16 protein-coding genes and 1 pseudogene are annotated in these 13,886 nt (G+C 57.1%); 1 reads left to right on the top strand and 16 read right to left on the bottom strand.

What is annotated here, in order from left to right; genetic code table 11:
* Positions 1-3 precede the first annotated feature (3 nt).
* From V7773_RS02340 to V7773_RS02310, 7 genes and pseudogenes are all read right to left on the bottom strand, one after another.
* A complete protein-coding gene (locus V7773_RS02340; protein ID WP_336072153.1) occupies positions 4-675 on the bottom strand; it encodes a chemotaxis protein in 672 nt (223 codons plus the stop codon).
* Complete coding sequence (gene pilL2, locus V7773_RS02335; protein WP_336072152.1) at positions 672-1,214, bottom strand: PFGI-1 class ICE element type IV pilus protein PilL2; 543 nt, start codon at positions 1,212-1,214, stop codon at positions 672-674. The genes V7773_RS02340 and pilL2 overlap by 4 nt, the downstream gene beginning before the upstream one ends.
* Positions 1,215-1,320: 106 nt before the next feature.
* A pseudogene (locus tag V7773_RS02330) lies at positions 1,321-2,067 on the bottom strand (DUF5983 family protein).
* Positions 2,068-2,119: 52 nt separating this feature from the next.
* Complete coding sequence (gene radC / locus V7773_RS02325) at positions 2,120-2,614, bottom strand: RadC family protein (RefSeq protein WP_336072150.1); 495 nt, start codon at positions 2,612-2,614, stop codon at positions 2,120-2,122.
* 99 nt (positions 2,615-2,713) lie between these two features.
* A complete protein-coding gene (locus V7773_RS02320) occupies positions 2,714-2,971 on the bottom strand; it encodes a hypothetical protein (RefSeq protein WP_336072148.1) in 258 nt (85 codons plus the stop codon).
* Between the two features lie 69 nt (positions 2,972-3,040).
* Positions 3,041-3,622, bottom strand: a complete 582-nt coding sequence (locus tag V7773_RS02315) for an STY4534 family ICE replication protein (protein WP_053184496.1) — start codon at positions 3,620-3,622, stop codon at positions 3,041-3,043.
* Between the two features lie 869 nt (positions 3,623-4,491).
* Positions 4,492-4,833 carry a helix-turn-helix domain-containing protein gene (locus V7773_RS02310; RefSeq protein ID WP_039011292.1) on the bottom strand — a complete coding sequence of 114 codons (342 nt, stop codon included), beginning with the start codon at positions 4,831-4,833 and terminating at the stop codon, positions 4,492-4,494.
* Positions 4,834-5,042: 209 nt separating this feature from the next.
* Between V7773_RS02310 and V7773_RS02305 the strand changes: the two genes are divergently transcribed.
* The gene (locus V7773_RS02305) at positions 5,043-5,300 is read left to right on the top strand and encodes a hypothetical protein (protein ID WP_039011294.1); all 258 of its coding nucleotides are present in this window, start codon (positions 5,043-5,045) and stop codon (positions 5,298-5,300) included.
* A 46-nt stretch (positions 5,301-5,346) separates the two neighbouring features.
* On the opposite strand, the gene V7773_RS02300 is transcribed toward V7773_RS02305, so the two are convergent.
* The 9 genes from V7773_RS02300 to V7773_RS02260 form a co-directional block, all read right to left on the bottom strand.
* Positions 5,347-7,314, bottom strand: a complete 1,968-nt coding sequence (locus V7773_RS02300; RefSeq protein ID WP_336072138.1) for a DNA topoisomerase III — start codon at positions 7,312-7,314, stop codon at positions 5,347-5,349.
* Positions 7,315-7,551: 237 nt separating this feature from the next.
* A complete protein-coding gene (locus tag V7773_RS02295; protein ID WP_079443364.1) occupies positions 7,552-8,007 on the bottom strand; it encodes a single-stranded DNA-binding protein in 456 nt (151 codons plus the stop codon).
* Positions 8,004-8,522, bottom strand: a complete 519-nt coding sequence (locus V7773_RS02290; protein ID WP_336072136.1) for a DUF3158 family protein — start codon at positions 8,520-8,522, stop codon at positions 8,004-8,006. Before V7773_RS02290 ends, V7773_RS02295 begins: the two co-directional genes overlap by 4 nt.
* Entirely contained in the window at positions 8,519-9,274 is a 756-nt protein-coding gene (locus V7773_RS02285; protein ID WP_336072134.1) for a PFL_4669 family integrating conjugative element protein, read from the bottom strand. Before V7773_RS02285 ends, V7773_RS02290 begins: the two co-directional genes overlap by 4 nt.
* A gap of 144 nt (positions 9,275-9,418) precedes the next feature.
* Positions 9,419-10,606, bottom strand: coding sequence for an STY4528 family pathogenicity island replication protein (locus V7773_RS02280; protein ID WP_079443367.1), 1,188 nt, complete (start codon positions 10,604-10,606; stop codon positions 9,419-9,421).
* The gene (locus V7773_RS02275; protein ID WP_079443368.1) at positions 10,603-11,151 is read right to left on the bottom strand and encodes a DUF2857 domain-containing protein; all 549 of its coding nucleotides are present in this window, start codon (positions 11,149-11,151) and stop codon (positions 10,603-10,605) included. Before V7773_RS02275 ends, V7773_RS02280 begins: the two co-directional genes overlap by 4 nt.
* On the bottom strand, positions 11,148-12,731 hold the full coding sequence (locus V7773_RS02270) for a ParB family protein (RefSeq protein WP_336072131.1): 1,584 nt from the start codon (positions 12,729-12,731) through the stop codon (positions 11,148-11,150). Before V7773_RS02270 ends, V7773_RS02275 begins: the two co-directional genes overlap by 4 nt.
* Positions 12,732-12,745: 14 nt before the next feature.
* Positions 12,746-12,955 (bottom strand): hypothetical protein, encoded by a 210-nt coding sequence (locus V7773_RS02265; RefSeq protein ID WP_336072129.1) that lies wholly within the window; start codon positions 12,953-12,955, stop codon positions 12,746-12,748.
* 85 nt (positions 12,956-13,040) lie between these two features.
* Positions 13,041-13,883: a ParA family protein gene (locus tag V7773_RS02260; RefSeq protein ID WP_336072127.1), complete on the bottom strand. Its 843-nt coding sequence runs from the start codon at positions 13,881-13,883 to the stop codon at positions 13,041-13,043.
* Positions 13,884-13,886 lie beyond the last annotated feature (3 nt).

The following is a 13,886-nucleotide window of genomic DNA, read 5'->3' as shown; positions in this document are numbered from 1 at the left end:
TTCTCAAGGGAGTTGCACGGTCTGGTCTGGCTGAGTGGGCACCGTGAAGATGGCCGCGTTCGGCTCTAGCACCTTCAGCTGCCAGGCGCCGAGCTGCTCGCCGTTGTGCAGCAACCGGATATCCTTGAGCGAGCGACTATCAGGAGGAGCGACCGCCAGAAAGCGCTCGCCACCACGGGTCTCGACACTCAACACTGAGAATGGCGGCGAGAGCGGGGCAGGCTTGGGGCGAGCGGCTTTTTTCGGCTTGGTCGAGGAAGGCGTCGGTGGTGGTAGTGATGTCTGGGTCTTGAGGTCCAGGAGTTGTTGTTCGACGTGCTCAAGTCGTGCGCGTAGCGTGATCATGTCGGCTGCGGTGGCACGGTCTGCCAGACCGTCGCGTAGCTCCTGTATCTCTTGCGCCCATTGATCCAACATCGGATCGAGGGTATCGGCCTGTTGCTCTCCGGTATCGACCATCTGCTTCAGGTCTTTCAGCGCGTACTGCAGCTTCTCCTGGGTATCCTGGAGAGCGCTCGAATCACGTTGCAGGGTATCCAGGGTTTGTAGGCGTTGGATGTTCGCGTTTTCTAGCTCGATCATGCGTTGATGCTGATTATACAAACCACCACTCAGCCCGGAGACCGCCAGACAAAGGGAGCCGACAATGAGAGTTTGAAATGTCGAGGCTTTCATGGGCGTGCCTCCGACTGATGGGACGAGGTTGGTGTGACCCGCACCGTGCCAGCATCATTTTTCTCCCGTTCGAAGCAGACCGAACGGCTGACCTCATCGGTCGTGAGGTGCCAGGCGGGGCCAGCCAGTACCTGCAGTGCGCTGCGTAATGGGATCGGGCCGAGCCGGTAATGGGCTGCGGGCAGAGGCCGGGTGAAAAGTATCTTTACTGGTTCGGCAGCAGGGCAGAGCGAATAACCTGAGCGCTGCAGCACGTAGTGCATCGCCTCCTGTACCGAGGGATTCAGGTTGGACGGAATGCTCACGTCAATGATTTGAGCGAGAAGATCACGTTGCTCCGTGGTGGGCTCGGTGCTGACCAGCGTATAGCGGCCATAGCGGAGCTCTGACGGATGGCTTTCGTCGGCCCGGCTCCGCGACAACTGGGGCCGATTGGAGCTACTGTCAATCTCTGGCTTAGTCGGCAATGGGGTTGGGATTTGCGCCGTGCAGGCACTCAACAAGCCCAGCAGGCAGACAGGCGTGAAAAAACGCTCCATGGAAAAAACCTCATGTCAGATTCAGTGCAGAACCTGACATGAGGTGAAGGAGCGATTCAGTGAGGAAGTTGATTCAAGGTGGATCGTGTTAACGCTGAACGCGTTGCTATTCATCAAAAATCGCGAGCCCGTCCAAGACGGCAGCGTCGGGGTCGAAAATCAATAACCTCACATCCGCCAATGCCGCCAGATACAGTACGTTGACCAAGGCTTCCGGCGTACCGGCGTCGAGTTGCTCTTGCCTCAGCGACGCGTAAGGATTGCCCTCGATTTGAACCAAGTTATCGTCGGTCCAGGGCGTGCCGATCAGCTTACACCCGACGCCATTGCAGTCTGGCAGGGCAAAGGGTTCAAACAGCAGTCCGGTTGGCTTGGAGTCGACATTGCCAACTCGGCTCTCCAAGTGGCGCAGTGCTTCGTCAGTGAGGTGTGCGGTGCTGATCTCCCAGGCTCGACTGTAGTGTCCTGTGTCGAAGCTCAAACGATGGACCATGGCTTGGGCTTCTTCGAGGGAGTAAAGGTCACCGACATGCTATCGTTCGTTGAGCATTTCGCCAGTCACGGCATAGATCACTTGCCGCACCAGCGCGGTGGACTGGAAGTGTTCATCCAATTCATCCGGAATGGCCTGACCCTCGCTGATCAGAGCGAAGTCGTCGTTGAACAGGCAGGCGAACAGTTCCAGCGCATTGTCGAGTAGATGAGCTTGTGAGTCGTGTATGGAGCGAAAGCAGGGAGGGCAGTCGTTTGCGTAGGTGATCAGTAGCAGCCGTTCGATAGATAGATTGTCATAGCCGCGAACGAATGGGTTTGAAGCCCCCAGCATGTCTGGGGTTTCGGTAGTGGAGTTCATGAGTATTCTCCAGGATGAAAAATGAACAAGGCGCCCGAAGGCGCCTGTAAGGTTAAAGCCAACCGTATTCGGCAAGAGAAAGTGGGCGACCTTCACCTACGATGAAGTGATCCAGTACGTGAACCTCGATCAAGGCCAAGGCCTCCTTCAATCGTGCGGTCAAGACGCGGTCTGCCTGGCTGGGTTCCGTACATCCCGAGGGATGGTTATGAACAAAAATGGCTGCTGCTGCGTTATGTGCTAGGGAGCGCTTGACGATCTGGCGGGGATAAACACTGGCGCCATCGATGCTGCCGTGAAAGAGGATCTCGAACGCTAGAACGCGATGGCGGGCATCGAGAAAAATCACACCGAAAACTTCATGCTCTTGTTGCGCAAGATGAAGTTTCAGATATGAGGCCACGGCGTCAGGTGACGTCAGGTTGGGGCCGCGGGTGAACAGCCGACGATCCAGAATGTGCAGCGCTTCGTCGATCACCTGGTTTTCTTGGACGATACGATCCGCCTCGACATCCGAGCTTTCAATCAGGGTGAGTTGGGTGCTCATGGTAGTACCTCCGAAGGGAACTTTCAGGGGTACACACCCGTGGGGAGTGGTGGCCCCAAGGTGGTATAGAGTCACGGCTATTAGCCGATGACGTTCTGCTTACATCCGAGTGAATCGGTGGCGTTGTCCGTGCAGGTGTGAATCACAACCGTCACAAGGCAATGAGGAGAAGGTTCTTATTCCCCGGCCGGATTCGGGATCGAAGTCGGCACTGATGGGCATTAACCGAAGCAGCCCATGATGGAGACCGGCAATGCGTTTCTCGATCTCATCCGTCGTGTAGTAGAGCGATAACGTGCTGTAGTCCTCGTAAGCCGCGGCGAACAGGCAATCGTCGCAAAGCCAGAAGGATTCCATGTGGGTTCTCCTGTGCGGTTTGAAGAAAGGCGCTCGATTGAGCGCCTTGATGTAAACATCGTGGATTGTTCAGGCGGACTGAACAGCACGTGTGGCGACACGGCGGGCCGTGCGGGGAGTGGGTGCAGATTCAGGTTCAATCCTGGATTCTGTTGGGTTTTCGGAATCCTCAGCTTCGGCATCGGCCGATGGTGGGGATGGCTCACTGTTTGGCGCTTGCTCAGCAGGTGCTGTTGCCTCCTGCCTGGCAGGCGCTTTGTATTCGTACGTGCCGTTGACCTTGATCCAGTCGATGTACAGCAGACGACCTTTCAGGCTGGCGCCCGGCTGGCCTTGTTTATCGCCTTTCTCATAGAGAAATGGGTCAATCCACAGGTCGCCGATACGGAACGACAGCAAGACCTTTTTCTCGGCTTTGACGGCGTCCATATAGAGACGAATCAAGCGTTCAGCTTCGCCTCCAGCGACTTTGCAGTCGAAGCGGGTGTACTCGACTGCATCGGTGGCACCGTGCAGGGCTGCGATATCGCAGGCCATGAACGGCTGGCCGCGGCGGACTTGTACTTCACGAACACGGTTGAGGTAGCCGATACCGACGGTGTGCAGATTGAAGTAAGTGGTCGCTTCTTGGGATTGGTTGGTGTGGGCCATGGTGGTTCTCCTGTTTCAAGGGAAAACGGCGACGCACAGCCCCCTGAGGGGGAAGTGAGCCCCGTCAGGGTGGGTAAGGTGAAGGCGAGCGATGAACGACTCGTCACCGGCAAGCCGATGACGATCAGAACGGTGCGCCTGGGGAATAGCGATGCAGCAGAAGAGGATCCGCAGTAGTGGTCTGCGGATCTGGGGTAGTGGGCATTCATCACCGCTGACGCGGTGATCGTGCGAGCCTCCGAATGCTGATCGCACTTGGGTAAACCACCACGAGCGTGGCGTAGCCTTGAAGGTTCTGGCTACCTGGGCTGGGCTGTCAACGACAGCGAACCACACCTTTTGTATAAGCCTGTCATAGGGGAGCGTCAAGACGCCCCAAGCCGTTTTTTTATGGCCGGAATACAGTGGAAATTACTGGACTGAAGAAAGTGAAGAATGGGCCTGGCTAGGGGCCAGGCGAGGAATAGAAAAGCCACCTTAGGCGGTCTGACGCAGTCGACAAGCTCCTCGCAAAACTTGATTTAACTGGGCCATGATTCGCCAACCGACCCTTATCGTGGCCTGGGTCGGAATACGCTGGCACGCATCCGCGCACAAAGGGTGCCCAGTATTTCCCCGGCGGGCTCCGGGACTGAATGCGATCGCGGTAGCGGATGACCGCTGCTGCCTGGCAGAAGCAACAGTGGTCATCCGCCACATTAATCCGGTCGAGCACAAAGCGGGAATGAAATTCCGCAGAAGAGAAGGCTCCGAACTCAGGGAGTCCGACCGAGCTACCCGGAGCGAATCGGTCTTGGGTCGCCGTAGCGATGATCCTGAGGCACTACAGCAGAGCGGGTGTGACGACGTCAAGCCAGTGTGCTGAGAGGTTATTTGCTACTGAGATGAGCGGCCAGCTGTTCGACGGTCGTCAGGATAAAGGCACGGTCGCGTTCTTGAAGGCCGCTCAGCAGGCCCGCGATCATCTGGCCCTGGTCGTTGGGGCGAGTGCTCGACTCCGTCAGCAGTTCATCCATCCGGCAGTCGAAGATGTCTGCCAGTTGCATCAGCTTGACCACGGAAAGCTCCACCACACCCCGCTCAAGGCGCGAAATGGCTTCGCTACCGATCCCCAGTCGTTCAGCCACCTCTTCCTGGGTCAGATTACGCTGGGTGCGGTGCTTCGCGATCATGCGTCCGATTTGGGCTTGGGTTGGATGTTTATGTGCCAAGTGATGAATTCTCCAATTCAACCCGAATGGTTGAGCAAAGACCCGTTGACATGAACATCCTTAACGGTTGAGTATCGACTTATAGGGTTGTTATATTGACTGAAATACCTGTTTGTCGCGACGTGACATGTGTTCCTTCAGGAATCAGAGCCCGTAGTGACCAGTGAGACTGAGCGGTCTGATAGGACCAAATGGAGGAAAGGTTGAGCATGGATGAGCAGCGCGAGAACGACATGGACTTGATCTGGGATCGAACACTGGAGCTGTTCATTAAGATCCATGATTGCCCTGATAACCCCGCACACCTCGACAGCCTTGTTCATTGGCTCAATGAAGATCCTGCTCACCTGAAAGCGTTCAACGAACTGGGGCAGATATGGATCGCGACAGGCATCGCGTTGGCCCGTGAAATCGGACAACCGCTAAGCGACTTGGAGAAGGATCAACTGCCGTTGATGATGCACTGACCCGTACATCAGCCCCCCGAAGATTCATGTGATCACCAACGGTGCGTCATGGCCGACGCGGCCCTTTGCTGATCGGCACAGTGCCTTTGCAGTTCGGGTAGTGGGAGCATGACCAAAACGGTCCTGATTTTCCCTTCCGCCTAAGCATTGAGGCGTTGCAAATGGGGCAGTGCGGTCCTGCTTCGACCGGTACCGACAAGGTGAGCGCTCCGGAGTGCTCGACCAACTGCGTAATCCAGTTCGCCTGCTTGGCGACGAATGCATCCAAGGTCAGCCGTCCCGCTTCGATTTCATCCAGAGCTTGCTCCCAGATCGCGGTCATACCCGGATCCGCGACTGCAGCGGGTACCGCTTCGATCAGCGTATGGGCCGCTGCGGAGGCCATTAAGGCACGTTTCTTCTTCAGCAAGTAACCGCGATCAATCAAGCTCTTGATGATGCCGGCTCGCGTGGCTTCCGTGCCGATACCGGTGGTATCCCGAAGTTTCTGTTTAAGGCGCGGGTCGTTGACCAGCTTGGCGACGTTTTTCATCGCCTTGATCAGATCGCCCTCGGTGAGCGGTTTGGGCGCAGTGGTGCGCATGGACTTGAGTTCGACGTCGTCCACTGCGCACTGTGTACCCTGTTGTAGGTCAGGCAATACCTGGGTCTTTTGACCGGGTTCATCGTCTTCGGCGTTGTCGGAGAGCAAGCCTTTCCAGCCTTGGACGAGGATCTGTTTGCCAACAGCGGTTAACCGTTCTTCGCCACACTCCAGTTCAACCTGAGTTCGATCAAATTCGTGAGGCGGCAGAAACTGCGCGAGGTAGTGGCTACGAATCAGTTCGTAGACTTGGCGTTCTTGTTCAGACATTCGCCCAAGGCTCGCCGGCTCGGTGGTGGGGATAATGGCGTGGTGCGCGGTGATCTTTGCATCGTTCCATGCTCGTGAGCGCAATGATCGATCGACGCTTCCGAGCGCTGGGCGTAACGCGGGATCCATTTTGAGCAGGGCAGCGAATACCGCGGCGACCTCGTTGAACATGCTCTCTGGCAAATAGCGGCAATCGCTGCGCGGATAGCTGGTGGCTTTGTGAGTTTCATATAAGGCTTGGGCGATGTTCAGGGTTTCCTGAGCGCCGAGTCCCAACTTGCGTGAACAGACTTCTTGCAGTGTGCTCAGGTCGAAGGGCAGGGGTGGAGCTTCGCGCGAGTGCTCAGTCTGCAGCGAGACTACGGTGGCGGTCTTGCTGCTAAAAATCGCTTGGACGGTCTGACTGGCAAGCGCCTGCTGCAGGCAGCGACCGGCTTCGTCACGTCCTGAGCTGGGCGGTATCCACGACGCGATAAAGGGTTGCCCCATTGAAGACAGGTGCACATCCACCACCCAATACGGCGCAGAAACGAAGCTGGCAATCGCGCGGTCTCGTTCAACCACCAAGCGCAAAGTGGGCGTTTGGACGCGTCCAACCGACAGCACGCCGTCATAGCCCGCCCGCCGTCCTAGGAGGGTAAACAAACGACTGAGATTCATACCAATCAGCCAATCGGCGCGGCTGCGGGCGAGGGCTGAGTGATAGAGCGGGAAGGTCTCCTGACTAGACTTCAGCGAGGACAGTGCTTTGCGAATCGACGCCTCGTTGAGTGCGGATAACCAGAGACGCTCGACAGAACCACGATAGTTGCAGAGCTCTAGTAACTCGCGGGCAATCATTTCACCTTCGCGATCGGCGTCGGTGGCGATGACGACGGTGGTAGCTTCGCTGAGCAGGTGTTTGATGATTTTGAACTGCGCGACAGTCTTGGGTTTGACCTCAACCCTCCACTGCGCGGGAATGATCGGTAGATGATCCAACGACCAGGTTTTGTACTGATCGCCATAGGCTTCAGGTGGGGCCGTTTCCAGCAGATGACCGATACACCAGGTGACGGTTGTCTCGGGTCCGATCAAGCAACCATCGCCACGACGGCTGGCTCCGAGAACCTTGGCGATGTCACGACCTTGGGAGGGTTTCTCGCAGAGAAAGAGACGCATAGATCTGCTCCGTATTGAGTTCGGAGCAGCGTTGTTGGAAACAGCAGTGGCGAGCTATGAGAAACCTGAATGGCAGGTTCCTCATTTTAGTCGGTGAGGGCAGTCTTGATTGGGGGTGAGGCTACTACCTTGTAGTCACGTGGACGACAGTGCTTCACGAGCAGCGAGTAATGACAAGCCAGGTACTTCGCGCAAAGGCGCAATTTTTATGCCTCAAATCCGTCATACCGATGGTGGCTACCCTCTGCTCTTTTTGGACTTCGACGCAGGCGAGTTGGCCTCGTCTGTAGCCTGCCCGACGGGAGCTGCAGACGAGGCTGATTCACCTGAGCGCTCCCGCATGACCACGTTCTGCACGCGATGAGGCAGGATGCCGACACGACGCGCCTCGATCTTGAAGGTCACCCGTGCGTTGTCTTCGCTGTCCTCCCACTCATCGCGCACGGTGCGGCCTTCGACCAACACGCGCATACCTTTCTGGTACAGCGTTCTCCAGTGTTCAGCTTCGCGGTGCCAGAGCTCGACCGGCGCCCAATAGCCGCCTCGATCTTCGTAGCTGCCATCGCGTGGCACGGGGTTGTCGAAGTACACATTCAGCCGCAGCAGACGCCGTGGCTCGTCATTGCCTGACGGGAACTCCTGGAAATCTGGCGCACTGCCGATGTTGCCTTCGCCGACGAAAAAAGTACTCATGGTGATATCTCCGCTGCTGGTGTGGACTGGCGCAGCAGCCGTTCGGCGCTGGCCATTTTGATCGCGCAGGTTGAAGCCTGACGGTAAAGCGAATGCATCACGCTCATCTGCAAGTTCAGTGCGATACGCTCGTATTCGAAACGGTGCAATCCCTCGCGTACGGCTTGGGGTAAGGCCTTGTTGGAGACCTGTCGTTCCCAGACCGCAACGCCCATACGGGCAAAATCGCGGGTGCGCCATCGCAAAAAGGTGCTGCGCGCACTGGTGTTCTGCAGCACCAATCGAATATCCAGCAACGAGTAAGGCGGTTGTCCGGCCTGCTGCGCCACAGCCTCCATTAGGCGACATAACTGCGCCTCGGTTTCCCTCGCCACCTGCGCCAGGTATTCCAGCTCCCCCTTACCCTTAAAAGGTTTTAAAAGGCCTTTTAGGGAGGCAGCGTGTTCGAGCTGTCGATAGGAATCCGGTGTGAGTGTTTCGAGGGGGATTGGCTGAGTCGAGATAATGGACTTCATGCTTCGTCCTCCGACTCATCGACTGTCGCAGATGTCTCTACTGCGTTCTCCGCCAACGCGTCAGCGTCATCCACCGCCACAGCACCACGACGAACGATGGGTGGCGCGAACTGGGAGCGGCGATGCCCCTCAAGGATGTCCGTAGGGGGTAATCCAAACTTCTCCATGGCCGCTAGAGCACGAGCGTTATTCGCCGCCATGTCATCACGGGTGACGCCAGCATGCCGATAGCGCTGTGCCTGGCCGAACAGGCTGCGCAGCAGATGTGCACCGTCGTCGATCCAGGCTTCCATGTCTCTGCGGCCAATCAAGGCGGTGTGATGGGCCAACAGGGTGTGGCGCACCAGCGTGTCGTAATCAGTTAGCAGGTAAACGGCAAGAAACCCAAGTTGGCTGCCGATGTACAAGGGCAAGGAGACGGGATGAATGTTGAGGTTATCGCTCATGTCGATCTGCGCCGGCAGGTCCTGTCTGATCCGGTCCAACTCCTGGGTCAGTTCCAGCATCCCAGCCTTGGCCTGCATCAATTTTTCTTCGAGCTGCACGATCGCCCAGTCGGCATAAGGATCGTCCTGCGCTGCGGCTTGTTTGATCAGGTTAGTGACGCTGATGTAGCCGGCCATACCCATGATCGAGTGGACGCCTTCGCGTGCGGTTCGGCCTTGCCAGATTCGGGCGGCGTGGTGGGTATGCAGTGTCAGGGTAATGCTGCTGCGCAACGAACCCAGGTTGAGCTGATAGTGATCGGCCACGGTGTTGTCCTCGCATAGGCTTGGACGGGGACGTTGCGACAGATGGGGGTCAAGGACAGTAGAAAAGCTGAATGCGGTGTGTTCGGTTTGGTGCGAAACGGATAATTTCCGACACGCTCGACAGTGATGCCAGTGGCATCAAATCTACTGACGTCCAGAGCGTTTGCTGCGCAGCTGGCGCAGTTCATCCAGACACGCTTGGGCGAGGGCAGAGGCGGGTTCGCCCTTTTTCCTAAGCTGGCGCGGGGGAGCGGGTGGCGGTTCTGCAATGGGTAACGATTCAGCCTGACCTGCCCATGGGCGGAAATCGCCTTTCAACGCCCGCTGTATCAGGCCCATCAGATACGCCGCCGGTTTGCGAACGCTTCCTGCCGCACATCGCGCCCCAGCTTCGTTGAGCACCGCCTGCCGATCCGCTGGTTCCAGCTTGTTCAGCGCCACGGTGACGGCCTGTCGCTCGCTCGGACTCAGGTGCAGCGGATCAGGCCAGTGCAGGTTATCCACTGCTGGGGTCGCGCGCGGTACCGTACAAATACTTTCTTTTAATACAGTACAGGGAGTGTTCGGATTCCGAACGCTGCCGGAAACCTTGGCGTTCAGACCCGGTTCGGAATCCGAACGAGGTCCCGCACGATTCCGAACGGGGTGGCCGCCACCCAGTTCGGAATCGTGTAACGCTTCATCGGTCGCCTGATCCAATCCTTGTTGTGTCCAATGTTCACTCCAACTGTCGAGCCGGGTGGGGAGTCGACCCAGATCGATATCGGTGTCTTGGCGGATTTCTTCCAAAACATGCTGAGCGACAATTCGCACAGCCTTGGTTGCATGATCGAGGGCGTGTCCGACTAGCTCCAGGTAATCCTGATCCAGCTCCATGGCTTCGGCGGGGGTTAACGGTTCATCGTGCAGGACGTACAGAGAACCTTGTAGGCGGCCGCTGAGCTGATCGCGGCCACGACTCACCAAGCTAAGCCAGCGCGTCAATCTAAGCATCATCAAGACGCGAGCGATGGTCTCACGGGAGGCTGACGCACCGTAGGGTACGCTCGACAAGTAAGGTTGCAGATCTTCATAGCGGGGTGTGACCACGCCCTGGCCTTGTAGCATGAGTCGAAATACTTGCCATGCATTACGCTCCAATGGCGTCAGCCGACAATCCAGCAGCAAGCGACGCGGCACGACTTCGTGTGATTGGCCGCTGAACAGAAATCCAGCCTGAAGAGCCTGATTGGAGGGTGGTTCGGTGGTAGGGCGTGCGGGCCAGCGCTCATTTAACTGCTGGCTGCATTGCTGCAGAACACGTTGCCAGCGACTGGACGGGGCAGTGTTCATGTTCCGTTGCTGTAATGGTCGATCTGCTGCCAAACGATGGTCAAGCTGATCTGTTGCTCCTCTGCCAACATCATCATGGCATCGAGCTGATCCTCAGCACCGTCCTCAGCGCGTAGTTGGCACCAACGCTGCCAGAGCGCATGTTCCTGCGCTTCGCTCAAGTTCTGGGGGCGGCCCTTACGGGTTTCTATCTTGAGCAGACGTCGACGCAGGGCGGTTTCCGAGTGCGCCAAGCCGAAGCACTGATACATGATGGTACTGCTAGCACCGAGCTTGAGAGCTCGATTGATCAAACGCTCGTTCTGTTCGTCGCGTTCGGCCTGGTCGATCAACCGATGCAACACCGGCGAATCAATCTTGACCTCAACCCAGGGGACGGTGGCATGGGCCAGGCGTGACAGTGTGGTCGGCGGTAATGATTGCAGCAGGTAGATGTCGTCTTCACCCAGTCCTAGTGCTTTGCAGCGTTGCAGATTACCCAGGCGCAACTCGTGAAGGACCTGGGTCAGCATGGCCTGGTTGAGCACATTGAAGGACAGGTTCATGGCAGCTCCCTTGGTGAATCGTCTTCATGGGTTAGCGTTAAGTCGATCAGGCGCCGGGCTAAGCGAATGAGGCGATACAGTTTGATTAACAAATAGTCGGGCAGTCGCTCCAGTCCTACGTCCACGGCGGGACGATCGGCCAGCGGGAGTTGATAGACCCCCAATAGCAGTTGCCCGAACAGGGCTGAGGGCAATTGCTTGCGATCCTCCCAGCTCACTTCGTCTTGGGCACGCAGCAGGGCCAAGAGCAGTAGGTGAACGCCGGCCGCACGAGGCGCTGCAAGATCAAGTTGCTCGATGCTGAGGGCGAAGCCCAGGCCATGCTTCTGGTCGAAGATGCTCTCGGGATGTCCGGCATAGGCCGCCATTTCCCGAGCCAGGCCGGCAATGGCTAAACGCAGTTGTTCGGGGGTGTCCAGTGTTGGTGCGATAATCCAGATGTCGTCGATCGAACAGGTTGCGACGGTCTTTGCTGATTCGGATGCAGTGGCGCGATCTATCTGTTCGCGGATCTGCTGGACACGTGACGGAGGGCGAGCTGCTGATATGACCTTCTTTTCGGGAAGCGTGAGCTGCTCCTCTCGCTCTGTTTCGGCCTGCGTCCTGGTTTCAGTTGATTTGGAATGCGGCTCGGTGGGGTGAGGCTCGGCCGTGGGCTCATTGACGCTCGGCAGAGAGTTGTTCTCCGGAGGCGTGACGACCACGCCGGGCGTCTGGATAACCCGTTGGGTATCACCCATCTCCAGGGCCAACATGCGGTATGACTGTCCGAGTAAGCGACTCATGCGTTCGAGCAGTTCATCCTGGATTCGCTCAAGGTCGAAGGACTCTGGGTCGGCATCAAATTGCCCTAAGGTGTCGAGCCAAAACTCGGGAAAAGCGATGGCGTCGGTTGGATAACGATTCCAGGTTCGTTCAGCCTGGCTGCGCAGACCAATCAGGCGTTCAATTTTTGGTTTTCCCAACCCGGCATACAAGGTTTGTGGAATGGCGGGCAGTAGATGTTCGAGAGTGTCGAGCATCCGACTGATATGCGACTGGGAAATCGGATAGCCTCCAGCGGCAAGACGTCGTGCCAACTCACGTTGCGAGAGTGTTGCTCCCTCTGATTCGAGCATGGTCTTGAGTTTGGTCACTGCCAGAGCACGTTCGATGAAGGTGAGCTGGCCGTGCAGATCGCTTTCAGCAATATGGCCGAGTAGAGCGCTGATTTCATCGGTCCAGGGTCGGAACAGGCAATGGATTCGGAAGAAACGCTCGTCGCGGGTTTCGTGCCACAGCTCGCCAAGAATTGCCAAGCGTGTATTACCGCCGTTGCGGATGATGAAATGGGTTTCACCAGGGCGGCGGGTAATCGGCGGCGGTTGATCCAGCCCGCGCTCACGGATTGAGGCCTTGATGTCGTCATAAAGCGGGTTACGGATGAACCGCGGGTTGTGTTCGTAGGGCCGCAACTGCTCCAGAGTGATCAGCATAGGCGTATCAGTGAGTGGATCGGACAACCGCTCCATTTCTGGACCGTGGGGGAAGTGGTCCTGGTGCAGTTTGCCGGTGATTTCCTCCTGACTGGGCTTCTTCATTGGAAAAGCCTCAGTTAACGCCGGTTACGCAAATGGTCACCGACCTCGAACTTAACGATCTCGGCTGTTGCCGAATCTTCGAAATACCGAGACAGTTCCGCGAGAAACCAACGCATGACCGATCGCCCACGTTGCAGGCGAAACACCACGGTGCAGTATTCCTCGCTAGGTGGATGATCTTGTCGAATGGATGGCTGAACGATGATGGGAAACTGATCCAACATCAAAAGACTCCTCGCCAAACGCTGTTGGCCTCAAGGTTGAACAGTCAAAATGACTTGGCGATAAATACCGTCTTCGGAAATCGTCTCATCGAACCTCTGCACATCTGCTCACCTTAGAGATCGCTTCGCGCCATTCCGGAAACAGTTCAATAGCCAGCGCTTGCATGGTTTCCAAAGGTGAGGGCGAATGTCTTTCACGTGACCGACGCGTTTCGATTCGGTGGACTGGTAGGCCGAGGGAGGCGGCATTCAGATACGCGACTCGATCGGGAATTACGGTATTTAGGACCAAAATGTGAGTAGCCCCAGCGAAGGCTTCATGCAGGCCACGGATGATCATACGGGTGTCCACCCGAATGACATTCACCTGGTTCAGCAGTAATCGCAAAGGAGGCGGAGTAATGCCCAGGTGACGAAACGGTTCGAGTTCACTGAGCAGCTTCAAGGTGCCGCGGCCCAGTTCGCGAGCGGCGAGCATTTCCGGCGTGATGGGCGATACAGCGAGATCGGAGGCCAGTAGCGCCATCTCCAGCAGCACGCTACGTGCACCCTGAGTGTCGATCAAAAGCAGGTCATAACGGGAGCGGAAATTGTCCAGCAAATTGCGCAGCCGTAATCGCCCGTCAGGGGCGTGCAGCAGTAATGTACTTAACCGGCCCTGACCGTCGTTGGAGATGATCAGGTCGAGCCCGGCAATCACGGTCCTGGAAACAATCTGTGCAGGCGTTGTTAAGTTGAGTGCAATGAGCTCGTACGCGCCAGCGACAGCTTTCTGGTTTAAGGCGTAATAGCTGGAGAGGGTGGGTTGGCTATCTAGGTCGAGCAGTAGGACGCGTAGACCAGCATCCGCCAGCAGACCGCCGAGATTGGCGGCTACTGTGGTTTTGCCTACGCCACCTTTAGTGGAAACCACCGATACCACGCGCATAGC

Origin of the sequence: Pseudomonas sp. 3JA, assembly GCF_036961705.1 — a bacterium.
Taxonomy (GTDB): Bacteria; Pseudomonadota; Gammaproteobacteria; order Pseudomonadales; family Pseudomonadaceae; genus Aquipseudomonas; species Aquipseudomonas fluorescens_Q.
This window is presented reverse-complemented; position numbering and strand designations above follow the sequence as displayed.